We start from the raw sequence: 24836 nt of genomic DNA on the forward strand, positions 1-24836 counted from the left end.
CATTGCAAAAAAGCTAAAAATTGCCTACTTTTGCGCAAGCTAAACTAACACTAGATGCACACCCTAACCGATTTGGAAAACAACCTGTCATTTGAAGATTTTAAAACCGAAGTCATCAACGACTATAAAATTGCGGTAATAAGCAGAGAATGTAGTTTGTTGGGACGCAGGGAAGTATTAACCGGAAAAGCTAAATTCGGTATCTTTGGCGACGGTAAAGAAGTACCGCAGTTAGCCATGGCCAAAGCCTTTAAAAAAGGTGATTGGCGTTCGGGGTATTATCGCGACCAAACCTTTATGATGGCCTTGGGCGAGCTTACTCCAGAGCAATTTTTCGCAGGACTTTACGCCAATACCAACATCAAACTTGAACCCATGTCGGCCGGTCGACAAATGGGCGGGCATTTTGTGTCACATAGTTTAAACGATAATGGCAGTTGGAAAGACCTTACCAAACAATACAATTCAAGTGCCGATATTTCTCCTACTGCTGGGCAAATGCCCAGGCTTTTGGGCTTGGCACAAGCTTCAAAAATTTTCAGGGAAGTTAAAGGCATAAATACCACTAATTTTTCTGTTGAAGGCAACGAAGTGGCTTGGGGTACTATAGGTAACGCCAGTACCAGTGAAGGCCTGTTTTTTGAAACCATAAACGCTGCTGGCGTGCTTCAGGTGCCTGTAGTTATTAGCGTTTGGGATGACGAATATGGCATTTCGGTACACGCCAAGTACCAAACAACAAAAGAAAATATATCTGAAATACTTAGTGGTTTTCAGCGAGACGAAAAAAATAAAGGGTTCGAAATTCTACGCGTCAAAGGGTGGGATTACGCCAAACTCATGGAAACATACGAAGAAGCTGGAGCCATTGCCCGCGAGGAACATGTTCCTGTTTTAATTCATGTTACCGAACTCACACAACCCCAAGGACACTCCACCTCGGGATCGCATGAGCGATACAAAACTCCTGAACGCTTAGAGTGGGAAGACCAGCACGATTGCAACACCAGAATGCGCAATTGGATGATTGAAAACGGTATTGCCACGAATGAAGATTTACTTGATATTGAACGCACAGCAAAGCGTGAAGTTAGGCAAGCTAAAAACAACGCTTGGCATACGTTTTTAAAGCCCATTAAGAATGAGCAAGACGAGCTTGTTTCCATTTTAAAACAAGTTGAAACCACTAGTCCAAATGGTGTTTTCCTTTCAAAAATCAGAGAGGGTTTAAGTAAAATTTCAGAACCTACTAGAAAGGATATCCTATCGCATGGCCGCAAAGCGCTACGTTATTTGCTTGGTGAAAACACACCCGAGAAAGCCAAATTAATGCGTTGGATCAATGCCATTTTCGAAAAAGCACAACCTAAATTCAGTTCGCATTTGTATTCTGAAACCCAAGGTTCCAACACGCGAATAAAAGAAATAAAACCATCATACAACGATGATGCACCACAAGTAGATGGTCGTATTATCCTGCGTGATAATTTTGATGCTATTTTCAGCCGTTATCCTGAAGCTCTTATTTTTGGTGAAGACACTGGAAATATTGGAGATGTTAACCAAGGGTTGGAAGGCCTACAGGAAAAACACGGTGAACTTCGTGTGGCCGATACCGGCATCCGTGAGGCTACTATCGTTGGGCAAGGAATAGGCATGGCATTGCGTGGTCTGCGCCCCATTGCCGAAATCCAGTACTTAGATTATATCCTTTACGCGATTCAAATTATAAGCGACGATTTAGCCACCACCCATTACCGCACCAAAGGCAAGCAAAAAGCACCCTTAATTATCCGTACACGTGGCCATAGGCTTGAGGGCATTTGGCATTCCGGTTCGCAAATGGGCGGTATTCTAAATTTGGTAAAAGGCATTAACCTGCTCGTGCCACGAAATATGACGAAAGCTGCAGGATTCTATAATACGCTGTTATTGGGCGACGACCCCGCTATTGTGGTAGAATGTTTAAACGGCTACCGATTAAAAGAGAAAATGCCTAACAATTTGGGGGCACTAAAAACACCTATTGGTGTGGCAGAAACCATTAAAGAGGGTACCGACATCACTTTGGTATCTTACGGTTCTACACTACGCATTGTGGAGCAAACGGCCAAAGAATTACAGGCTGTTGGCATTGATGTTGAAATAATTGATGTGCAATCGTTAATGCCTTTCGACTTAAATCATGATATCGTTAAGAGCATCGCCAAAACCAATAAAGTGATGGTCATTGACGAAGATGTACCTGGTGGGGCATCGGCCTATATTTTAGATAAAATTTTAAATAAACAAAACGCCTTTCAGTATCTGGATAGCGCACCAAAAACGCTTACGGCCAAACCGCACCGCCCTGCTTATGGCAACGATGGCGACTATTTTTCAAAACCATCGGCCGAAGATATTTTTGAAGCCGTTTACGCCGTGATGCACGAATACAACCCTTCAGATTTCCCTAAACTCAGATAAGATTAATAGCAAAAAAATGATAAAAAAACCTGTAGACTTAGGCCTGTTGATACTACGCGTAGGCTTTTCAGGCATGATGCTTACGCACGGTATTCCAAAGATTAGCAGACTTTTTGAAAGTCCTATAAAATTTGCCGACCCCATTGGGCTTGGCGAAACACCATCACTCATTTTAACACTTATTGGCGAGGTGGTCGCTCCTATTTTAGTACTCGTTGGCTTTAAAACCAAATGGGCCACCTTACCCACCATTATTACCATGCTGGTTGCCGCTTTTGTGGTGCATCTAAACGACCCCTTAGGCACCAAAGAAAAGTCCATTTTGTTTTTAATAGCTTTTGTGGCTATTCTTATTGCTGGCCCGGGGCATTACTCATACGATGGCATAAAAAAGCACCTCCATTGAAAGCAGCATCGGTTGTTACCATAAAAAAAGAACTAAAGTACAAATCGCGCGACGAGCTGCTCGATATCTGCCTACGCCTGTCCAAATTTAAAAAGGAAAACAAAGAGCTCCTTACCTATTTGTTGTTTGAAGCCGAAGACGAAACCAACTATGTAGCCAGTATAAAACGCTATATGGATGCCGAGTTTGAGCAAATAAATACCAAAAGCTATTTTTATATCCGAAAAAGTGTTCGTAAAATATTGCGTAACGTTAAAAAATACATTCGATACTCCTTAAAAAAAGAAACCGAAGTAGAACTCCTCCTCTACTTTTGTGAAAAACTGCGCGATTTTAAACCCAGCATAAAACGCAGCACCCAATTGCAAAACACGTACCAGCGCCAACTCCTTTTGGCAAAAAAAACCATTGCCAAACTGCACGAAGACCTCCAGTATGACTATAATGTGATGCTGGAAGACCTATAAGTTTGTTTAAAACTCTTAACAACTTTTCTTTCAACGCATTCTAATTTGAAGTATTTTTCGACTAGTGTTAAAATAATACAATAATTAAATTCTGAATCGAATTGCTTATGAAAAACTTTGGTAAAACCATAAAAATATTTTTGGTAGATGGTGAGCCCAACGGTAGAATGACGTGTGAATTGTCAAACTGGACAGGTAAAGCTTTAAAAATTCCAAGGAAAAAAATAAAAGAGTCATCCGATAGACCTGAATTAGAAAATACGGGCGTATATATTTTATTTGGGAAATCAAATAAATCAGAAAACAAAGAATTAGCTTACATCGGTGAGGCTGAAGGTATCTACAAAAGATTAAACCAGCACTTATCAGCAAAAGATTTCTGGAATGAAGCGCTGGTTTTTGTGAGTAAGGATGAAAATTTAAATAAAGCTCATATAAAATATCTGGAAAACAGGTTACACGAAATAGCATTGAAAGTAAATAGATATGATCTTGAGAATGGTAATACACCTGCTCGCTCGTCCATATCGGAATCTGATCAGGCAGAAATGGAAGAGTTTTTAGAAAATATAAAACTTCTTGTGAATGCCTTGGGCTTCAAAATATTTGAAGAATTAAGGAAAGAACAAACAATAGAAGAACAAATTAGCAATACATTTTATATAAATGCCGCTCGAGGAGCAAAAGCTAAAGGCCAAATGACCAACGAAGGGTTTGTGGTTTTAAAAGATTCTGAATTTGCAACTTCAATTACAAATTCTTTTCCTTCAAACTGGAAAAATACAAGACAAAGTTTAATTGACGATAAAATTATAATTCAAATAGACAACAAGCTTATCTTAAAAGAAGATTATTTATTTTCAAGTCCATCAGCTGCCGCCGCTATAGTAATGGGCAGAAGTGCAAATGGTCTTACTGAATGGAAACTTAATGATGGTAGAATTTTAAAAGCTGTTGAATCTGAAGATTAAATGAAGAATCCAAGACAGCGTTGGCCTTAAATGAGTGGCTAAAACGAAAACGGAGAAATACTCCTTTAAAACAAACTGCAACGAATTCATAAAACACCTATTTGAAGCATCACATATTTAAGTTTAAATCAAACGTCGTTTTAATCAAACATTATTTGAATGCTTAAAGCAATCTATTATCTTTGCACCTTTCAAATAGCATCATAATCCATGAAAATTTCATACAACTGGTTAAAGCAATTTATTAAAACCGATTGGACACCAGAACAAACCAGCGAACTCCTTACCGATTTAGGCCTTGAAGTAGAGGGCTTGGAAAACTATCAATCTGTAAAAGGCGGCCTGGAAGGCATTGTTGTGGGCGAAGTGCTTACTTGCGAAAAGCACCCCAATGCCGATAAATTAAAAGTAACCACTGTAAATATTGGTAATGGCGAACCACTACAAATTGTTTGCGGCGCCCCCAATGTAGCGGCCGGACAAAAAGTGCCCGTTGCTACTATTGGCACTACGCTTTACACCCCCGAAGGCGAAGCATGGACCATTAAAAAAGGAAAGATTAGAGGCGAGGCCAGTCATGGTATGATCTGTGCTGAAGACGAATTGGGCTTGGGCCAATCGCATGACGGTATCATGGTACTCGATGCCGATTTAAAACCTGGAACGCCAGCTGCCGATATTTTCGATATAGAAAACGACCATGTTTTTGAAATCGGATTGACCCCAAACCGTGCCGATGCCATGAGCCACATGGGAACGGCACGCGATTTAAGAGCTGGTTTGGTACAAAAAGATATAAATTTGGAATTCATTACGCCGTCGGTCAGTGCATTTCGTGTCGATAACCGCACCCTTAAAATGGATTTGGATGTTATCAATAAAGATTTAGCGCCACGCTACTGTGGTGTTACCATTTCGGGAATACGTGTTAAAGAATCGCCCGCTTGGCTAAAGCACCGCTTAAAGGCTATTGGTATTGAACCTAAAAACAATGTGGTTGACGCCACAAACTATGTGCTTCACGATTTGGGGCAACCACTACATGCTTTTGATGCCAACAAAATTATAGGCAACAAAATAGAAGTAAAAACGCTAAAATCGGGAACAAAATTCACGACACTTGACGGTGTGGAACGTGAATTGCACGAAGACGATTTAATGATTTGCAATGCCGAAAAACCGATGTGTATTGCAGGTGTTTTTGGCGGCATTGATTCGGGTGTTACCGAAAACACGACCAGTATCTTTTTAGAAAGTGCTTATTTTAACCCGGTAAGTATTCGTAAAACGGCTAAGCGCCATGGATTGAATACCGATGCATCATTCCGTTTCGAGCGCGGTATTGACCCAAACATTACTGAATACGCTTTAAAACGAGCCACCCTATTAATTCAAGAATTGGCCGGAGGCGAAGTCACCAGCGATATAGTGGATTTTTACCCGAAAAAGATACAAGATTTCGAGGTGCGTTTAAGCTTCGAAAACGCCAAAAAGTTGATTGGTGAAGAAATTCCAAAAGAAGTTATAAAACGTATTTTAACCTCGTTGGAGATAAAAGTTAATAACGTTACCGAAACAGGTTTAGGCCTAACTGTTCCTGCTTATCGAAACGATGTAGAGCGTGAAGCTGATATTATTGAGGAAGTTTTAAGAGTTTACGGATACAATAACATCAAGACCACCGAAAAGTTGAACGCCTCCATTTCGGCCATATCACGTTTTGAAGACTATAAAGTTCAAAATGTTGTGGGCAACCAATTGGTATCGCAAGGCTTTTTCGAAATTATGTCCAACTCGCTTACCACACCAAATTATGTGGCTTTAAGTGAGCAATTAAAGGACGAGCATAATATTACCATGCTCAACCCACTGAGTAATGATTTGTCGGTTTTAAGACAATCGTTATTGTTTTCTGGTTTGGAAGCGATATCGTTTAATATCAACCGTAAGCGTCAGGATTTAAAACTGTTCGAATTCGGAAAAACCTATCACGACTTTGGTGATAAACGTGAGGAATTTAAACATCTTTCGTTATTTATAACCGGTAATCAAAATACTGAAAACTGGCACGGTACGAATAAAAAAAGTGATTTCTTTTTGATGAAAGGCCTAATCGTTTCTGTACTGGAACGCTTGGGGATTTCAAGGTTTAAAGAGTCACCCATTTCAAACGATTTGTTTTCCGAAGGTTTAACGCTAAGTTTAGGCAAAAACAAAATTGCAGATTTTGGTTTGGTAAAAAAACAAGTCCTGAAACATTTTGATATTTCGCAAGAGGTAATTTATGCCGATTTCAACTGGGATACGGTTTTAGATTTGGTAAAACACAATAAAATCAAATTTACCGAAATACCTAAATACCCAGAAGTACGACGCGATTTTGCACTATTACTGGATGATAACGTAACCTTTGAGTCGATTTACAACATCGCCAAACAAAGTGAAAAGAAGTTGCTTAAAGCGGTTAATCTATTTGATGTTTATCAAGGTAAAAACTTACCAAAAGGTAAAAAAAGTTACGCGGTTAGCTTTACGTTACAAGACGAAAACAAAACTTTAACCGATAAGCAAATCGATAAAATAATGGGCAAACTACAAGGCAATTTTGAAAAGCAGCTTGGTGCCGAACTAAGGTAAATTTTAATGAAAAGGCTAGTTTTTAATGTTGTTGTAATGTGCTTTTGTGTTTTGACCTCAGCACAAAGCACAACTTTTAAAAAGTCCACGGATAGCCTTTCTAGGTGGAGCCTTTTAAAATACGATGCAAAAAACACCTGGCAAGGCGTCAAACATGCTTTTAGTCAACCGGCACATTGGAACGGTAAAGATTTTAAAAACTTAGGCATTTTAGTTTTTGGAACAGCCGCACTATCGTCTATAGACGAACCGGCCAACCAGTTTTTTAAAAGGCAAGACGCCAAAGCACCTCAGTTAGCCAAAGATTTTGGTTGGTATTTTGGGAGTCCACAAAACTTTTTTATGGTTAATGCCGGATTATACGGCGTGGGCCTATTAACCAAAAGTGAGCCCATTAGGAAAACCAGTGTCCTCATTATTTCATCATCGGTAACCACTGGGTTAATACAAAGTATTCTTAAAAATGCGGTAGGACGCGCAAGACCTGGTGCTGATTATGGTGCTTTTGAATTTAGACCTTTTTCCAGCGAAGGCGCATTTCATTCGTTTCCTTCAGGGCATACTGCTTTAGCCGCAACCATGTCGCACGCCATAGCCAAACAATTTAAAAGCAATTGGGCTAAAATAGCAACCTATTCCTTAGGTTCTATTATTCCACTTTCAAGACTTACCGCCAACGCCCATTGGCTTACCGATACGGTATTTATTACAGTATTGAGCATTATGGTGGTAGACTCCATCGATAAGTTTTTAAATTCAACTCGCGCCTACGCCACTAAAAAGGCACCAAAGAAAATTTCATGGCATTTATCGGTTAAACCAAACCAAGTTGGGTTTGTTGGTACATTTTAATGCACTTTAGCGTTATTTTCTCAATCATTTTTCAATAATTTTTAGTAAATTAGAGAGGAAACCAATAAAGCTAAATACCATGACAAACTACATTAATGTATTTACGGGAGCTTACGCCATAGCACAACGCCTTGTTGCTGCTCTGGAAAATGAAGACATTATTCCTGTGGTTAAAGATAGAACCGACTCAGGGTTAACCTCTCTTTTTGGTGGGGAAAGCGGATCCATTCAACAAGTTTTGGTACATAAAGATGAAGTAGCACGCGCTATGCCTATTGTTGAAAAATTAACTTCAGAACTTGAAGCTTAATTCTATATAACTTTAAAACAAAAGTTTTAACTGGTTTATTAAGTCACCACAAAACATCAAATGTCATGTCTAATTATATTAAAGTATTCTCGGGAAATTTCAACGAAGTTCAACACATTTTCAGTGAATTGGAAAAAATAAATATATGCGCCATCATAAAAGATGAATCTGAATCGGCCAGACTAGCTGGGTTTGGCTATCCAGGCCGAAGACTTCAAGAAATACATGTTCATAAAGACGAACTTAAGAGAGCCTTGCCTCTTGTTGAGGAACTGACATCGGAGTTGAAGGAATAAAACTGAAAACATTCTTAAACGGAAGAATAAAACAACTTGAATTAAAGCCAAAAATCCCCGAATTAATTTTCGAGGATTTCTTAGTTTTAGTTGCCGTATTTTTAAGCCGTTACCGCATACATTTTATCTCTTAATTCTTTTATTTTTTTGTCTTGCATATAATCATCAAAGCTCATATAGCGATCTATTACCCCATTTGGTGTAAGCTCCACTACTCTATTCGCTACGGTTTGCGCAAACTCATGGTCGTGCGTGGTAAACAACACAGTGCCTTTAAAGTTTTTAAGTGAATTGTTGAACGCCGTAATACTCTCCAAATCTAAGTGGTTGGTAGGTTCGTCGAGTTGTAAAACATTGGCCCTTTGCATCATCATTCTAGAGAGCATACACCTTACTTTTTCGCCTCCAGATAATACTGACGACTTTTTAAAAGCTTCTTCACCACTAAAAATCATTTTACCCAAAAAGCCACGAATATTTACTTCTTCGCGTTCTTCTTCGGTTTTTGCCCATTGGCGCAACCAATCAATTAAATTTAAATCGTTATTAAAATATTCACTGTTGTCTAAAGGCAAATACGATTGTGTAGTGGTAACACCCCAAGAAAATTTTCCGGCATCGGCCTTTTCCTTATCATTTAAAATTTGATAGAATGCTGTAGTTGCTCTCGAATCCCTAGAAAACACAACAACTTTGTCACCCTTTGCTAGATTTAAATCAATATCCTTAAACAACACATCACCATCCAACGAAGCAGCAAGACCTTCAACGTTTAAAATTTGGTCTCCCGCTTCACGTTCACGCTCAAAAATAATTGCTGGGTAACGACGACTGGTAGGACGAATATCTTCAATATTCAATTTATCAATCATCTTTTTTCTACTGGTAGCCTGCTTACTTTTGGCTACGTTGGCAGAAAAACGACGAATAAATTCTTCAAGTTCCTTTTTCTTTTCCTCTGCTTTTTTGTTTTGCTGTGCACGTTGCTTGGCCGCAAGTTGCGACGATTCGTACCAAAACGTATAGTTACCCGAATAATGATTTATTTTGCCAAAATCGATATCTGAAATATGTGTACAAACAGCGTCTAAAAAGTGACGGTCGTGCGATACTACAATCACGCAATTATCATAATTAGCCAAGAAGTTTTCCAACCACGATATAGTTTCGTAATCCAGGTCGTTGGTTGGCTCATCCATAATTAGTACATCCGGATTACCAAACAAAGCCTGAGCCAAAAGCACGCGTACCTTTTGTTTACCATCCAAATCGGCCATCATGCTGTAGTGCAAATCTTCTTTGATTCCTAAATTAGAAAGTAGAGCCGCCGCATCACTGTCGGCATTCCAACCATTCATTTCTTCAAATTCTACCTGAAGTTCTCCTATTTTCTCGGCATTTTCATCAGAATAATCTGCGTAAAGCGCATCAATTTCGGTTTTAATTTTAAATAAGGGTTTATTCCCCATCAACACCGTTTCTAAAACCGTATGTTCATCGTACAAATTATGCTCCTGCTCCAGCACCGACATACGTTTTCCGGTTTCAAGCGAGACATGTCCGGAAGTAGGTTCTTGTTTTCCTGAAAGAATTCGTAAAAAAGTTGATTTTCCAGAGCCATTCGCACCAATAATGCCGTAACAATTACCGTTGTTGAATGTGGTGTTTACTTCATCAAAAAGCACGCGTTTTCCAAACTGAACCGAAAGATTTGATACTGATAACATAAAGAATCTTTTAATTTTTTTGCAAAAGTAGAGAATTACATCGGTAAGTCGAAACCTTGTTGACCTTTAATTTTTTACAAGCCACAAAATTGTTTAATTTACATGCATTTTAATGTCATTTTATACCGCTTTGATTAGGAAACATTTAACAACGCCTTAACAAGAGTTTATAAATACAAGCTATACTTTTGTTTTAAGAAAACGTTCAGTAGGATTTATGAAGTTTAACATTACTTTATTTTTTGTTTTTCTCGCTTTATTGGGCTGTAAAGAAGAAAGTGACAATACAGCCGATTATGCTTATTTTGGTGGGGAAATCATAAATCCCAATACCAACTATGTTGTACTTTCTAAAAATGAGGCCGTAATAGATACCATTAAATTAGATGGTAGAAATAGGTTTCTGTACAAAATTGAAGGTTTAGAGCAAGGGCTTTATACCTTTAGACATGGTGGTGAATACCAAATGATTTTATTGGAACCCAAAGACAGTGTACTTTTTAGACTGAACACTTTAGACTTTGACGAATCGTTGGTCTTTACAGGGGTAGGCGATAAAAAGAACAACTACCTTATCAATGAGTTTTTAGAAAACGAAAAAGAAGAAAAGCATGTAGTAAGGCTATGCCAACTTAGCCCAAACGCCTACGAAAAACATGTGGACTCCCTAAAAACGATTAAAGTTAATCACCTAGAGCATTTTAAGAGTAAGCATAAACCCTCCGATCTTTTCCTTAAGATAGCACAGGCTAACATAAATTACAATTACTACTCAAACAAAGAAGTTTATCCATTTGTGCATTATGGCAAAAACAAGGCTGCCAATTTAAAATCGGTACCTGAAGATTTTTATGCCTACAGAAAAAACATAAATTACAATGATGAATTTTTAAGTACCTATTACAATTATAATACATTTTTAAGGCATAACTTTAGCAATATGTCTTTAAAAATACACGATGACCATTCTGAAGACAATTTGTTTGACCGCAGAGCGCTGTGCTTCAATTTGGACCGATTAAATTTAATCGATAGCCTAGTTGAAAATAGAGCAACAAAAGATGATCTACTATACTATTTCACAATGCGCTATTTATCAAAGAGCAAAAATGAAGCAGATAACAATACCATCTTAAAATCTTTTTTAACCAAAAGTGGTAATGAAAAGAACAAAGCCATTGTGGTACGGTATACTAAATCTATTAATAGCTTAAAAGAAGGTTTAAAATTACCGAAAGTTAGTGTTGTGAATCATGAAAATAAAGTCGTTGATATCAACTCGTTAATCCACAGGCCAACGGCTATTACTTTTTGGTCTCAGGTATACTATGACCATTTTAAAGATTCACATAATAAGCTTAATGAATTAAAAACCAAATACCCAGAAATAAACTTCATTACCATTAATATTGACGACTTCGATATCGAGAAATGTAAAACTATATTGGCTAGTCATCGGTTCGACCAAACCCACGAATACCAATTTAAAAACCCAAAAGAAGGTAAAGAAATTCTAGCCGTACACCCAATGACCAAAACCATTATATTGGATAAAGATTCAAGGATTGTTAATAGTGCTTCCAATATATTTTCTTCTCGTTTTGAAGAACAATTATTGGGCTTGATCAATAAATAAACTACTTGATTTTGTAGTGGTTCATTAGTAATTTTTCATAAATTTTATCGGGTAGAATACGTTTTAACACAATAGAAAACTTCTGCATAAATTCCCCTACTTTGTAATGTACTTTAGGTTTTGGCGTATTGATAATTTTATAGACCGCCTCTGCCATCACATCCGGATTACTTCCTCCATCAACGTGCTCATTCATTAATTCTAGGGTTTTACCATAAACCTTATGATATGGCGAATCATTTTTTAGCGGCGCATGGTAACGTCCTGCAGCTATATTGGTTGCAAAATCGCCAGGTGCTACGTTGGTCATTTCAACATTAAAGTCTTTCAACTCCATTCTAAAGGCTTCGGTTAAAAGCTCTAAAGCGCCTTTGCTAGCACTATAAACACCACGGTAAGGCAACCCCATATAGCCAGCAATTGAAGTAACGTTAATAACCAAGCCAGATTGTTGTTTACGCATTTGGGGTAATACAGATTTTATAACATTTATAGGACCAAAAAAATTAGTCTCAAAGTTGTTTTTTATCTCCGCTTCAGGGATTTCTTCAATAGGTCCTGTAATGCCGGCACCTGCATTATTTATAAGTACGTCAAGTCGGTTTTCCTTTGAAATAATTTCAGAAACCGTATGCCTTATGGTATCGACCTTTTTTACATCCAAAGCTAAAATAGGGAACCTACTACCACTGTACTTTTCAGGGTTCCGGCTCGTACCATAAACCTTAAAACCTTTTTGGGTTAAAAATTCGCCAATAGATTTTCCTATTCCAGAAGAACCTCCCGTTATCAAAACAACTTTAGACATCTGTAAAAATTTTGCGGTTAAAGATAGTAAGATTTACCTAACAAAAAGGCACAAAAAAAGGCAAGCTACCTACATCACACCGCTACGACCGTTTACCTTTGCTTCGTTCCCGACCTGGAGGATTCAACAGGAGCTGGTTGTGTAGGACTTGCCAGGTGCAAAGTTACGAACTTTTAAAATTTTGACAATGATTTTTTAAACTGATTTTTAATAAATATCTTGCCCAAAATTAGAATTTCAACAATGAGTACCATCAAATATCTAACAATCATATTTTTAACTGCCCTTACTTTTAGTTGCGGCTCTAACACAGGTAGTAAAAAAAGTGATTTTAGCATTAAAACCAATGCTAAAAAAGGCAACATATCCAATAATGAAACCTTAAAATTGTCTTTAGAAAACAAAAAAGGGCATACTATTGATTCGGTTCTTTACACCCTAAACGGAAAAAGAATTAAAGCTAATACCGTTTTGAAAAATATAAAATTAGGAGAGCACACCATTAAAGCGACGGTACATTTCAATGGCGAAAAACAAGAAACCACCTACCCCATTACTATTTTAAATAGTGAAGTCCCTAAAATTTACGGTTATAAAATCGTTAATGAATACCCACACGACATTACTTCTTATACCCAAGGTATTGAGTTTTTTAACGATACGCTTTATGAAAGTACAGGCCAATACAGAGAATCTAAACTGAGAAAAGTAAATTATAAAACAGGTGAAATAATAAAAAACCTAAATTTAGCCAACGAATATTTTGGCGAAGGTCTCACGATTTTAAACAACAAAGTGTATCAGCTTACATGGCAAAAAGGAATTGGTTTTGTTTATAGTGTAAATACTTTTGAAAAACTAGACAGCTTCAAATACGGAAACAGTAAAGAAGGCTGGGGTTTGTGCAACGATGACGATATTTTATACAAAAGCGATGGGACAGAAAAAATTTGGATGTTGAATCCTGAAACTTTAGTTGAAGAAGATTACATTCAAGTTTGTACCAACAAAGGAAAAATAGTTGGAATCAATGAAATGGAATGGATTGAAGGAAAAATATATGCCAATCGCTACCAAAAAAATGGGGTTGCTATTATTAATCCAAAAAATGGAGCTGTTGAAGGCGTTATAGACTTTACACCTTTAAAAAACAAAGTAACACAACATCAAGGTTTGGATGTGCTTAACGGCATTGCCTACAACCCAAAAACAAAAACCATATTCGTTACGGGCAAACGTTGGGATAAATTGTTTGAAGTTGAAATAGTTGAGAAATAAAATATCGATACCGGATAGTTTATTTACTTTTTTGTAATCATTATTACAAAGTTTTTTAAGCTTTATAAAGTATCTTTGTAACATTACTTTTTAAAGCTTCCTTCATGGACAATTTAGATGCCGCCAGGTTACAAATGGCATTTACCCTTATTTTTCACATTGTATTTGCTTGTATTGGAATGGTTATGCCCTTTTTTATGGTTATTTCACATAAAAAATGGCTAAATACACGCAACCCTATTTATTTAAAACTCACCAAATCATGGCAAAAAGGTGTCGCTATTTTCTTTGTTACAGGAGCTGTTTCAGGCACAGCATTGTCTTTCGAGTTAGGCTTGTTATGGCCTGAGTTTATGAAGTATGCCGGTCCCATAATTGGGATGCCCTTTTCATTGGAAGGAGCTGCTTTTTTTGTAGAAGCCATCGCTTTAGGTTTTTATCTTTATGGATGGGATAAAATCCCTGAAAAGTTCCATTGGTTCACAGGTGTTATAGTTGGCATTTCTGGAGTAGCATCTGGCATTTTGGTAGTATCTGCCAATGGTTGGATGAATGCACCTTCTGGTTTCGATTATATAAATGGACAATTTTTAAATATAGATCCTGTTAAGGCCCTCTTCAACCCAGCTTGGTTTACACAAGCACTGCACATGACTTTAGCCGCGTTTACAGCTACAAGCTTTGCCGTGGCAGGTATTCACGCCTTTCAAATTTATAAGCGACGGCAAATAGAATTACACAAAAAAGCATTTAAAATAGCTATAACATTTGGTGCAATTGCTGCTATCATACAACCTATAAGCGGTGACCTTTCAGCAAAAGATGTTGCCAAACGCCAGCCTGTTAAATTGGCCGCTATGGAAGCCCATTACGAAACTACCAATGGTGCACCACTATATATAGGTGGTATTGTCAATCAAACAAACAAAACGGTTTCCCATAAAATTGAAATCCCCAAAGCATTGTCTTTTTTAGCTTTTGGCGATTTTAATGCCGAGGTAAAAGGCCTAAACGATTTTCCTGATGATGTTAAACCCAATGTAGCCACAGTGCATTATGCCTTTCAAATTATGGTGGGCATCGGTACCTTGCTTATGATAGCTGGTATGTTATTCTTTATCAGTTTAAAAAGAAAATCGTGGTGGCAAAAAAATTGGTTTTGGTTATTATTTGCCATACTTGCACCGTTTGGCTTTATGGCTTTGGAAGCCGGATGGATTGTTACCGAAGTAGGCAGGCAACCTTGGATTATTCATAACATTATGCGAACCAAAGATGCCGTTACTCCCATGCCAGGAATGATTTATAGTTTCTATTTTTATCTATTGCTTTACGGAATGCTTACCGTGTCGGTAACTTGGTTGATGACAAGACAAGTAAAAGCACTAAACAATCCTAAATCCGCTTAAATATGCTTTACGTTGTTATACTTTTTTTATTAGTATCGCTATTACTTTATGTTATTTTAGCTGGAGCCGATTTTGGTGCTGGTATTGTTGAATTGTTCTCTTCTGAACAAAACCAAAAAATCACGAAAAAAACCATTTACAGTGTTATGGGTCCTGTCTGGGAAGCCAACCATATTTGGATTATCATTTTGGTTGTAATTCTCTGGGTTGGATTTCCTGGTTTTTACAATGTACTTGTAGTTTATTTACACATTCCATTAACCTTGGTACTTTTGGGCATTACATTACGAGGTGTCGCTTTTGTATTTAGGCATTATGATGCTTATAAAGATAAATCTCAAATAGTTTACGATTGGCTTTTTAGAGTATCTAGTTTTGTAACCCCTGTATTTTTGGGAATGACAGCTGGAGCCATGGTTTCTGGTGAATTGATTATTACAGAAAATTATGGCAATTTTACGTTTGCCGAACTATTTATCAACCCTTGGTTAAATGGTTTTTCAATTTGGGTAGGTTTATTTTTTGCGGCCTTATGTGCGTTTTTAACCTCTATTCTTCTTATTGGAGAAACTACAAGTGTAAACCGTCATATTTATGTTAGAAAATCAAGAATAGCCACGGTTTCGGTCATCATCCTTGGTTTTGTGGTATTAAGTTATGGGCTTATGTATGATGTTGTTTTTGTTACCGATTTTCTTAAAAACCCATATACAATTGGCCTGATTATACTTTCTGGAATATTGATTTTTCCGCTTATGCGAAGTATAAAAAAAGCCAGACGTATAGTAAGTAGAACTTTAGCCGGGTTACAGGTGGTTTTGATTATAATTGCAGCATTAATTACACATTATCCTTATTTGATAATTGCTTCAAATACCGAAATGAGTATTATTGAAACTGTTGCTACCCAGGGCACAATAAAAGTTTTGGGAATTTCGCTAATAATTGGTGGTCTCATTATTCTTCCGGGGGTTTTTCACCTTTTTAAGTCGTTTAAGATGATAAAAATTTTGGAATAATTATTAAAACCTTACTGCAACTTTTCCTCTTAAAAAGAAAGGCGCCCCTGGGGTAAAATGAATTTCTTCTACAGAATTGGGCTCATTAAATAATCTGCTTTCCGTAGCAAATTGTGCTTCGTTCCATTCGGTATCAAAAAGGTTTTCAACTATTACACCAAAAGTCCAATTATTAAGTGTGTAATTCAGGTTTAAATCGGTCACAAAATACCCCTCGGCAATAATAGAATTATCTTCATTTGCAGGTCGGTCTTTAATAAACCTATAATTTATTCCACCAGATAAATTCTTCCAATTTTTAATGCTTAACCCACCTGAAGAAGTTAAGTCTGGCGCTAAAGGTATATAGTTTTCTCCATCGGGTTCCTCACTACTTCTGGCATAAGTATAATTGAGGTCAGTGTTAAAAAACAGCCAATCGTTTAATTGGTAGCGCATACCAAAATCAACACCGTAGCGTTCCGTTTTTCCACTGGGCTCTACAATTCCAGCATCGCCAACATAAACAAATTCCTGTTGCAAAAACAAGTTCCAAAGGGCAGCATTAAACACCAACCGGTTTAGCGGCTTGTAAATAACCCCTAAATCGCAGCCAAAAGAAGTTGGTAATATTTCTTCCCCTTTATTGGCAACCACTACCCTAGTATCGTTGGAATGGTACCCCAATCCCGTTTTGGCAAACAACTGTAATTTTGATGAAGCTGCATAAATCACATTTAATTTGGGGCTTATTTTTATATTATTTTCACTTTGATTGTCGTAGGTTTCTGTTAATAAATTTTCGTAATCAAATTTAAAATAATCAAATCTTACGCCCGGATTCAGCGTCCAATTTCCTATTTTATAGTTTAAGTTAGCAAAGGCAAAGGCATTTAACTCATCAACATTCCCAAAGGCCAATCGTTCTAAAATGGTTTGTCGATTTATAGTTTTTGAAAGCTGCACATCATTAACATCGTCGTATCTAAATCCTGTTCCTAATTCATATCTTAAATGTGAATTATTGTTTTTCAAATGGATTGTATGGTCGTAAACAGACGAAGCGCCAATAATGGTCCTATTTTCCTTTTGATGTATTTGATCGCCGTTTACAGGATCTTCCAAGAAAAAGGTAAAGTTTGAAAACAGTTCAAAATCGTATTTAGATATGTAAGCATTGGTTTTTATTTTAGAATGCGCATCCAATTGTTTGGTGTGATTTATCCAAACATTACTACGGTTGGTATTGCCACCTTCAGTATCGTCTATGGCTCCAAAACGGCCTATTAAACCTTGCTCCACAGCCCGAACAGGAATTTGCCCCGAGGCATCCCATTTACTTTGAAAATGGGATACCGATAAATTAAATTCCTGATCTTGATGATTATTAAAGTGATATCGCCCCATGATATTTAATCGATTGAAATTTTGTGGTGACTCAAAAACACCGTCGGACAACATCAACTCTGAAGCCATATAAGCGCTACTGTACTCTTCTTCAAAAAGCTTTGTCATTGCCAATGTTCTAAGGGTATTGAACTGTCCTGCTTCAATCGCAATCAAATTGTTTTTTATTGTTTTTTTGGTACCAATATCCACATAACCAGCCGTATTAAAATTACCCTTATTAGCGTAATAGCTTCCTTTGGCGAAATCAATATTGCCAATGGTTTCTGGAATGATAAAGTGCATATCTGAATAGCCTTGACCATGGGCATGTGATACCATATTTACGGGCATGCCATCAACATTTATGGCTATATCGGTACCGTGATCGATATCGAAGCCCCTCAAAAATATCTGCTCGGCTTTTCCACCACCCGCATGCTGACCAATAATTAGTCCCGGAACTTTATGAAGTATTTCTTGTGAAGATTTTACGGGATTTGTTTTTAAATCGACGTTCAAAAAGGTACTCAGCACATTAGCTTTCGATACAACCAAAACCTGATCTAAAGAGGCTGGCGCTTCATTTAGTGCAACGATAAATTTTGTTGACAACTCGATTTCCGTTATTACAATTGATGTGTTTTCGTAACCCAAGCTATAAAAAAAAATCTCATCATTTAACGCCACGTCGTCCAGCTCAAAATATCCAGAAATATTGGTGTAAGTATAGGCTCCGTTGGTTTTATTATAAACGCCAACACCCTGAATAGGCAAGCCCTTTTCTTTTGAAATAACCCTACCACTTATTTCGTGGGCACTTAAAATTGAGATGGAAAATAAAAACAGAACTAAAAGTATTCTGCTTTGTAGCATTTGAAGTCTTTTTTGGAATGGTTGCACGATGAATTTAATTTTAAAGTTAAACAAAGTCAATAAATTTTGACTTCGGCTTAGTTTTTAAAGTACCTACGAAAAAAACTTTTCGAGGGTTTTAAATTTTTAAAAATTTATGCAAATATATTCTTTATCAATGGTTAAACAGTTCCAAAAAACCTCTGAAAAATGGTTAAAAAAGCCCGAGCCAAGAGGCACGGGCAACTTTTATTTGCATTGAAAACTCAACTAATGGTGCACTGGGTCCTGTGTACATGGGCAGTTGCTTATGCCCTGCAGGAAGTCGAGGCCTATGGTGACCACGTGCGTTCCGGAGTTGTACCCCGACAGGTCGTTGGTTGTGACCTGGTAGGCGTACCCAAAATATAAAATGAATTTCTTGAATCCCACCATGGGGCCGATGTTGAGCGGCCTAAAAAACTGGTCGTTCAAAAAGCGGTACGATATGACCGCACAGTAATAGTCCATATAATTGAACAAGGTTTTGTCCAAAAGTTTGCATACTTACCAAAAGAAAGAAAGTAACCTCCCCATTTTTAAAGTAGGCATTTTCATGGCAGTTATATTTAAGATTTCTTTTTTACTTGGGGCTTTTCAAAAAGAAATGTAGTCTGTAATTCTATATCATTTATTTTTCAATTTTAACCATTGACATTTTACTATTATAGGGTTCGGTTCCTTTTTTACTTAGTGCTGACCTCGCTTGATTTATATCATCAAATTTTTGATAATAAATATAATATTTACTGGTGTTTACATCGAAGAAGAAATCAATATCTGAACGACCAGCCGAAACAGCTTTAGTTAAAAATTCGTCTCTTTTATCTACGTCTGCATGAACGGCTACCACTAGGTAATAACCTTCGTCGACATGGGTACTTCCTTTAACAATTTGAATATTACTTAATTCTTCACCATGATCAAAATCCTCTGGTGTTAAGGTTTTTGAAGTTGGTTGCGTAATCGTTTTTATTTGCTCTAATGCTGCTCTGTCTTTATTGTACCTGTCTTCCTGATTATCATATAACGCACGTTTAATTCTACGTTTACGTTCAATTTCTGTAGCTACTTTTACTCTATTAAATTTGGCGAGTATAGCTGCACGAGCTTGAATAGCCTGAGTTTGATTTTCTTTTAGAGTATTGATTGTTTTAAAGTAGAACTTATTGGTTTCATCTCGTTTGTCTCTTACATTCTTAAGTCTCTCGCTATAAAGCTCTTCTAACTCTTCTATTTTTTGATCTTGAGATTTTATCTCTTCGTTCAATTGTGTTTTAATAGATTCTAATTTAGCATTTTCTGCACTTACACTTTTAAATGGTTTTGGGGCACTAACAATACCTTGCTCACTTAAATCGTTTTCTTCTTTTAAATCTTTTAAATCTTTTTCTTTTACAACTAAAACTTCATTCAACTGAATCATCAATTGCTTTTGATTGTTTTGTGTTTCTAAAGCTAATTTTGTTATCGTACTGAGCGCATCTGTATTAGCGTCTGTTGGCTCTGGTATATCCATATCATTTTCTGAAACCTCAGAAACCTTCTCGGCCGTTAATCGCGCTTGCTCTTCCTGTTCAGCTTTGATTCTGGCTTCCTCTGCCAATCTAGCCTGCTCTTCCTGTTGGGCTTTGATTCTGGCTTCTTCTGCTAACCTAGCCTGCTCTTCCTGTTCAGCCTTGATTCTGGCTTCTTCTGCCAATCTAGCTTGCTCTTCTTGTTCAACCTTGATTCTGGCTTCCTCTGCCAATCTAGCTTGCTCTTCTTGTTCAGCCTTGATTGTGGCTTCCTCTGCCAATCTAGCCTGCTCTTCTTGCTCAGCTTTGATTCTGGCTTCTTCTGCTAATCTAGCTTGCTCTTCTTGCTCAGCTTTGATTCTGGCTTCTTCTGCTAATCTAGCTTGCTCTTCCTGTTCAGCCTTGATTGTGGCTTCTTCTGCTAATCTAGCCTGCTCTTCCTGTTCAGCCTTGATTCTGGCTTCTTCTGCTAATCTAGCCTGCTCTTCCTGTTCAGCCTTGATTCTGGCTTCTTCTGCTAATCTAGCCTGCTCTTCCTGTTCAGCCTTGATTGTGGCTTCCTCAGCTATTTCTTCTTGGGTATCGACTGTTTTCGAAACATCTTCCTCGTTTTCAGGTTCGGCAATTTGATTTGTTACAACTTCTTCGCTTTTTTCAAGAACCGCCTCGGTTTCCACTTTTTCCTGTGGCTTTTTAACCGTTTTTGCTCTCGGAATTGTTCTTCTACCTGCGATTCTAGATGTTTTTCTTTTTTCAGGAATCAACAAAGCTTGTTCGTCATCATCTCCACTGTAGTTATAACGGTATCTATTTTTAAACTTATATGCCAAAGTAATATCGTGCGAATTTCCGAAAGAAGACAAATCTCCCATAGCCTTTTCATAGTTGTATTCTATAGCTATTTGACTTGTAATGTTCAACCCAATTCCAGCAGACATGCCATAAAGTGTATTATACCCAACTTGTCCCCAGATACCTTTTGGCACCGTTAACATAGCGATAGCAGAAATAACCGTTTCGTCCTTTCTAAATTCTGATCGCAACAAACTGGTAAACTTACTTTCGTCAAAAAAACCCCGACTGTTTACATACCCTGTGTACATGATATGGCCTTGAATGGCTTGTTTAGGGTTTTCTTCAATCATTTTAGACTCAGTTAAATTATAAGACACTAAATTGTTTACCGATACTCCAAAATCAAAAAAACCAGTACCATAATTTATTCCTGGGTTAACCGTTATTAATGAATTTGAAGGCACATCATCCAATGATGAATCTGGAAAATTGGTAACGACATTTCCCTGATTTATTCCACTTTTATAGAACGCTAAATTTATCCCAAAGGTTAAATTGCTTTCTCTATCGAACACCGCATTGTAAGCGAAGTTGGCTACACCGCCAAAGGTGGTCATTACCCCATAATTTTGTTGAAAAAGAGACAAACCAGCTCCCATGTTTTCACCAAACCGACCAGCATAGCCAAACAAATACGTTTGTGGTGCATCATCAAACTGCACCCATTCCCTTTTGTTGTTAAAGCTCAAATATTTGTTTTGCTCCCTAACGAAACTAAAAGTTGGGTTTATGATGTGGCGATTGAATTTCAACGAATTTCGAACCGGTATATCGAACGCAACAACTCCATCACCCGTTTGGGGATAGAACAACTGTACAAAACAGAAAATTAAGATAATATGTACTATTCGTTTTGCCATGTTATTTAACAACTGTAATGGAACCTTTTTTTTCACTTCCACCAGCTGGTTTTATTATATAGTAATAGACTGGGTTAACGTCTATAAAATTAATTTGATTTTGTGGCCAGTTATTTTGATAGTTATTCGTTTTAAGTACTACTTTACCTTGGCTACTTAATATTGTTATTTCTGTATTAGAACCATCAACGTATTGTTGAGGAATAACCCAAGTATCGTTTACCCCATCGCCATTTGGAGAAATTAAATTTGGAATTTCTGGCACATCGGGAAAAGCTTCTTGAACCACAAAACTGAATTCTGTTGAAGCCAAACAATCTGCTGTTTGGTTGATCTCTACTCTATAGTTTCCGGTTTGCGTAATTTGAAAATTATTTGTGGTTGCACTTGCTATTAAATTGTCATTTAAATACCATTTAAATTCTGGATTTTTGGCATCTGTGGTAACTGTTGCCGTTAAGGTTTCATTTTCATCAATCATTTCAACATCTTCCACATCAATCGAACTTGAAAACCCCGTACTATCCAAATCTATAGAAGCGCTGGTTGAGCAATCTCCTAAATCGACCGTTACAGAATAATTACCAGATTCGGAGGCTTCATACATTTGTTGTGTTGCTCCTTCTATTGCACCTCCATCCTTATACCATTGGTAGCTATTTCCGTTTACGGCACTTAAAACACTAGGCCCTTCGGCTGAACAAAAAGGATTACCCTTACTCGAATTTATTTCAAATGTACTTTGCGTGGTCGCCTCACTTATAGTAACTCGGTTTGAAAATGAATTTGAGGTACAAGTACCGTAATTGGTTTCAACAAAATAAGTACCGGGCTCATTAACCGAAAGGCTTGGTCCGTCTGCAACAAAAACCGATGTTGTGGAACCCGTTTCTTTAAACCACTTAAACGTAAGGGATGGGTATTGAAGTGGAGAATCGTTATTCTCATCGCCAGGATTGTCTATTGTCAACAAATAGCTTCCTCCAGAACAATAGGCGCCTGTTGCAATTAAGTTGTTAATCGTAAATGGTGTATCTTGAATTTTATAATAGGCAGCAAACTGATTTGAAGGTGAACTGGACGCTGCAGGAGCTGTACTCCTTATTTTTATTTTATACCCTTCCCCTGAAATGGTTGTTGGTACCGCAAAGTTTATGGTTGCTGGTGAAGTTGTAATACTGCCTGCATTTGAAGTGAAAACGGTTGTGGGATTTGAAAAATCGCCAGTTTCATCAGACAATTCAACTATAAATTGGTTTGAACTTTCTAGCGCAGTATCAGGCGAAAAAGAGAACGTAACATTATAGGTATTGAATGAAGGGCTAGCACAAGCTTGTGTAAACCCCAAGCTAGGCTTTGCTATAACAATTTGCGTATGTAACTTTTCCACAAATGAAAAGAACAAAAGAAAAACAAATGTGACGATAGTAAAATTCTTCATTCGATATTATTTTATTATCCATAAAACACCCAAAAACACTATCGTTCAACCCCATTTTAGGGCTATAAAGAATTTCCAAATTCATGAAAGAAAACAAAAAAGGAAGTAGAGTAGATTTGCGGGCATTCAGCTTTATTTGTAAAAAAGGTTTTTAATCTAATCTTAAATCTGGGTCAACCTCGTTAGAAGCAATAATTTTATTAATCCGTAACCTAAAATCCGGTCTTCTTTCGTTTTTTAAATCGATAAAAGTTTCATCATTAGGACTCTTCGAATACACATTAAAAAATGCGTTATTACCATACCAATTTTCTAGATCTTCGTTATTCGAGTTGTTTTCAACAAAAATATTTCCATTACAATTATTGAAATACATTGAGGTAAACTTAATTTTTTCTAGATTCTCTTGGTTAATACTGATTTTATCTTCCAAAATAACGGCAGGATTAAATCCAGAAATAACACTTTTATTCATATCTAATGATGCATAGTCTCCCACATAAACCGCTGCTTTTACAAGCCCCATTTTTATGTCGGTTTCTAAATCCTGGCTATCATTTAAAAATGTTATGTTTTTGGCCACTACCGAAGTTGCCTTTTTTGAAAAATCGATTTCTTCTTTTTTATTGTACGACGCCACATTTAAGCACCTAGACCCTTCGCTATTAGAAACATAAGGCGACCTTACAGCGAGCGAGTTGTTTAAATTACATTGTACACCAAAGTTAAATTTAAAATCGTTGTTGTTAGCTCTATATGATATCATTTGAAGCATACTAAGTTGTCCGCCCCAAGCTTCAAACGCATTTCCAGCAGAATAAGAGACCATTACATTCTCTAAAATGGTTGAATCGCCAACACCAGCCAACAATAAGCCATTAAAATTCCCTGCATTAAATATTCGCTTACCGGCAAACTCAATTCGTACGTATTTTAAAATACCCGAATTATCATCCATTTTATCTCCACCATAATTGGCATTGGCATAACTTGACGGCACGAGCTCTGGGTAAAATTTAGCAGCAGAACCATTTCCAAACTTATTTGAAGGCGCTTCTCCCAAAATTATAATACCACCCCAATCGCCTGCTCTTTTAACAGAACGGTTAGATGTAAAAACAATAGGGTCCGTTTGAAGTCCAGAAGCCATTATTCTAGCTCCTTTTGTTATGGTTAACGAGCCATTAGATTTATAATCGCCCAAAATAACGGTACCTGGCTCTATAGTTAGTGTAGCTCCATTGGTAACAAATACATTACCCAACAACAAGTAAACTTCACTCTTGATAAGTGTTGTATTTTCCGCAATATTACCAGCTAATATTTTAGTAGGCTCTCCATAATCCCTTTGGGTAGGTTTAAAATCAGTCCAATTGTTAAGCCAATTCTCTGAACCTACAATACCTTTTTCTTGCTGGGAAAAAAGATTACCAGTTACAAAAAGAAATATGAAAATGATTTGGGTGAAATTCTTCATAGTAATCTATTTTACTTTTTTTACTTATTATGACTTTTCTTTATTAACACAATTCAAATATATAAAAAACCCTATGAAATACCAATTATTTCGATGAAATACACTTTTTTAACAAAATATAATCTTAAAATCGTCGATGAAATAC

Annotated in this window: 18 protein-coding genes, 1 other RNA gene and 1 pseudogene; 12 read left to right on the top strand and 8 right to left on the bottom strand. The window is 37.1% G+C overall.

The features are described 5' to 3' along the window. The first annotated feature begins 54 nt into the window (after nt 1-54). The 8 genes from GSB9_00758 to GSB9_00765 all read left to right on the top strand — a co-directional run bounded on the left by GSB9_00758 (nt 55) and on the right by GSB9_00765 (nt 8405). On the top strand, nt 55-2466 hold the full coding sequence (locus GSB9_00758) for a thiamine pyrophosphate-dependent enzyme (GenBank protein UKM64211.1): 2412 nt from the start codon (nt 55-57) through the stop codon (nt 2464-2466). A gap of 16 nt (nt 2467-2482) precedes the next feature. Next, entirely contained in the window at nt 2483-2872 is a 390-nt protein-coding gene (locus GSB9_00759; GenBank protein ID UKM64212.1) for a DoxX family protein, read from the top strand. Beyond that, nucleotides 2869-3339 (top strand): hypothetical protein, encoded by a 471-nt coding sequence (locus GSB9_00760; GenBank protein UKM64213.1) that lies wholly within the window; start codon nt 2869-2871, stop codon nt 3337-3339. Before GSB9_00759 ends, GSB9_00760 begins: the two co-directional genes overlap by 4 nt. 107 nt (nt 3340-3446) lie before the next feature. Next, a complete protein-coding gene (locus tag GSB9_00761; GenBank protein ID UKM64214.1) occupies nt 3447-4310 on the top strand; it encodes a GIY-YIG nuclease family protein in 864 nt (287 codons plus the stop codon). A gap of 210 nt (nt 4311-4520) precedes the next feature. After that, nucleotides 4521-6947 (top strand): phenylalanine--tRNA ligase subunit beta, encoded by a 2427-nt coding sequence (pheT, locus tag GSB9_00762; GenBank protein ID UKM64215.1) that lies wholly within the window; start codon nt 4521-4523, stop codon nt 6945-6947. Between the two features lie 6 nt (nt 6948-6953). After that, entirely contained in the window at nt 6954-7799 is an 846-nt protein-coding gene (locus tag GSB9_00763) for a phosphatase PAP2 family protein (GenBank protein ID UKM64216.1), read from the top strand. A gap of 79 nt (nt 7800-7878) precedes the next feature. Continuing rightward, entirely contained in the window at nt 7879-8109 is a 231-nt protein-coding gene (locus GSB9_00764) for a DUF2007 domain-containing protein (GenBank protein UKM64217.1), read from the top strand. Between the two features lie 65 nt (nt 8110-8174). Then, complete coding sequence (locus GSB9_00765; protein UKM64218.1) at nt 8175-8405, top strand: DUF2007 domain-containing protein; 231 nt, start codon at nt 8175-8177, stop codon at nt 8403-8405. Nucleotides 8406-8506: 101 nt separating this feature from the next. Here GSB9_00765 and GSB9_00766 read toward each other — a convergent pair whose 3' ends face one another. After that, the gene (locus GSB9_00766; GenBank protein UKM64219.1) at nt 8507-10132 is read right to left on the bottom strand and encodes an ATP-binding cassette domain-containing protein; all 1626 of its coding nucleotides are present in this window, start codon (nt 10130-10132) and stop codon (nt 8507-8509) included. Between the two features lie 217 nt (nt 10133-10349). On the opposite strand from GSB9_00766, the gene GSB9_00767 reads away from it, so the two are divergent. After that, on the top strand, nt 10350-11768 hold the full coding sequence (locus GSB9_00767) for a hypothetical protein (GenBank protein ID UKM64220.1): 1419 nt from the start codon (nt 10350-10352) through the stop codon (nt 11766-11768). A 1-nt stretch (nt 11769) separates the two neighbouring features. Here GSB9_00767 and GSB9_00768 read toward each other — a convergent pair whose 3' ends face one another. Beyond that, complete coding sequence (locus tag GSB9_00768) at nt 11770-12576, bottom strand: SDR family oxidoreductase (GenBank protein UKM64221.1); 807 nt, start codon at nt 12574-12576, stop codon at nt 11770-11772. Between the two features lie 55 nt (nt 12577-12631). Next, nucleotides 12632-12730, bottom strand: an RNA gene (gene ffs / locus GSB9_03260) — signal recognition particle sRNA small type. A gap of 89 nt (nt 12731-12819) precedes the next feature. On the opposite strand from ffs, the gene GSB9_00769 reads away from it, so the two are divergent. The 3 genes from GSB9_00769 to GSB9_00771 all read left to right on the top strand — a co-directional run bounded on the left by GSB9_00769 (nt 12820) and on the right by GSB9_00771 (nt 16282). After that, complete coding sequence (locus GSB9_00769) at nt 12820-13854, top strand: glutaminyl-peptide cyclotransferase (protein ID UKM64222.2); 1035 nt, start codon at nt 12820-12822, stop codon at nt 13852-13854. A 104-nt stretch (nt 13855-13958) separates the two neighbouring features. After that, a complete protein-coding gene (locus GSB9_00770; protein UKM64223.1) occupies nt 13959-15263 on the top strand; it encodes a cytochrome ubiquinol oxidase subunit I in 1305 nt (434 codons plus the stop codon). Between the two features lie 2 nt (nt 15264-15265). After that, a complete protein-coding gene (locus GSB9_00771; GenBank protein UKM64224.1) occupies nt 15266-16282 on the top strand; it encodes a cytochrome d ubiquinol oxidase subunit II in 1017 nt (338 codons plus the stop codon). A gap of 3 nt (nt 16283-16285) precedes the next feature. Here the strand turns inward: GSB9_00771 and GSB9_00772 are convergent, their stop codons facing one another. The 5 genes and pseudogenes from GSB9_00772 to GSB9_00776 all read right to left on the bottom strand — a co-directional run bounded on the left by GSB9_00772 (nt 16286) and on the right by GSB9_00776 (nt 24691). Continuing rightward, nucleotides 16286-18523, bottom strand: a complete 2238-nt coding sequence (locus tag GSB9_00772) for a TonB-dependent receptor (GenBank protein UKM64225.1) — start codon at nt 18521-18523, stop codon at nt 16286-16288. A 249-nt stretch (nt 18524-18772) separates the two neighbouring features. After that, nucleotides 18773-18991: pseudogene (locus tag GSB9_03265) on the bottom strand (type IX secretion system membrane protein PorP/SprF). 181 nt (nt 18992-19172) lie between these two features. After that, a complete protein-coding gene (locus tag GSB9_00774; GenBank protein UKM64227.2) occupies nt 19173-21773 on the bottom strand; it encodes a PorP/SprF family type IX secretion system membrane protein in 2601 nt (866 codons plus the stop codon). A 1-nt stretch (nt 21774) separates the two neighbouring features. After that, nucleotides 21775-23214, bottom strand: a complete 1440-nt coding sequence (locus GSB9_00775; protein UKM64228.1) for a gliding motility-associated C-terminal domain-containing protein — start codon at nt 23212-23214, stop codon at nt 21775-21777. A 151-nt stretch (nt 23215-23365) separates the two neighbouring features. Then, entirely contained in the window at nt 23366-24691 is a 1326-nt protein-coding gene (locus tag GSB9_00776) for a hypothetical protein (protein UKM64229.1), read from the bottom strand. Nucleotides 24692-24836 lie beyond the last annotated feature (145 nt).

Source organism: Flavobacteriaceae bacterium GSB9 (genome assembly GCA_022749295.1).
Lineage (GTDB): Bacteria > Bacteroidota > Bacteroidia > Flavobacteriales > Flavobacteriaceae > Flavisericum.

Coding starts and splice junctions, on each gene's coding strand:
- GSB9_00772 (UKM64225.1), bottom strand. CDS start 18,523: ATGCTACAAAGCAGAATACTTTTAGTTCTGTTTTTATTTTCCATCTCA.
- GSB9_00776 (UKM64229.1), bottom strand. CDS start 24,691: ATGAAGAATTTCACCCAAATCATTTTCATATTTCTTTTTGTAACTGGT.
- GSB9_00769 (UKM64222.2), top strand. CDS start 12,820: ATGAGTACCATCAAATATCTAACAATCATATTTTTAACTGCCCTTACT.
- GSB9_00763 (UKM64216.1), top strand. CDS start 6,954: ATGAAAAGGCTAGTTTTTAATGTTGTTGTAATGTGCTTTTGTGTTTTG.
- GSB9_00775 (UKM64228.1), bottom strand. CDS start 23,214: ATGAAGAATTTTACTATCGTCACATTTGTTTTTCTTTTGTTCTTTTCA.
- GSB9_00771 (UKM64224.1), top strand. CDS start 15,266: ATGCTTTACGTTGTTATACTTTTTTTATTAGTATCGCTATTACTTTAT.
- GSB9_00770 (UKM64223.1), top strand. CDS start 13,959: ATGGACAATTTAGATGCCGCCAGGTTACAAATGGCATTTACCCTTATT.
- GSB9_00764 (UKM64217.1), top strand. CDS start 7,879: ATGACAAACTACATTAATGTATTTACGGGAGCTTACGCCATAGCACAA.
- GSB9_00766 (UKM64219.1), bottom strand. CDS start 10,132: ATGTTATCAGTATCAAATCTTTCGGTTCAGTTTGGAAAACGCGTGCTT.
- GSB9_00761 (UKM64214.1), top strand. CDS start 3,447: ATGAAAAACTTTGGTAAAACCATAAAAATATTTTTGGTAGATGGTGAG.
- GSB9_00765 (UKM64218.1), top strand. CDS start 8,175: ATGTCTAATTATATTAAAGTATTCTCGGGAAATTTCAACGAAGTTCAA.
- GSB9_00759 (UKM64212.1), top strand. CDS start 2,483: ATGATAAAAAAACCTGTAGACTTAGGCCTGTTGATACTACGCGTAGGC.
- pheT (UKM64215.1), top strand. CDS start 4,521: ATGAAAATTTCATACAACTGGTTAAAGCAATTTATTAAAACCGATTGG.
- GSB9_00758 (UKM64211.1), top strand. CDS start 55: ATGCACACCCTAACCGATTTGGAAAACAACCTGTCATTTGAAGATTTT.
- GSB9_00768 (UKM64221.1), bottom strand. CDS start 12,576: ATGTCTAAAGTTGTTTTGATAACGGGAGGTTCTTCTGGAATAGGAAAA.
- GSB9_00767 (UKM64220.1), top strand. CDS start 10,350: ATGAAGTTTAACATTACTTTATTTTTTGTTTTTCTCGCTTTATTGGGC.
- GSB9_00774 (UKM64227.2), bottom strand. CDS start 21,773: ATGGCAAAACGAATAGTACATATTATCTTAATTTTCTGTTTTGTACAG.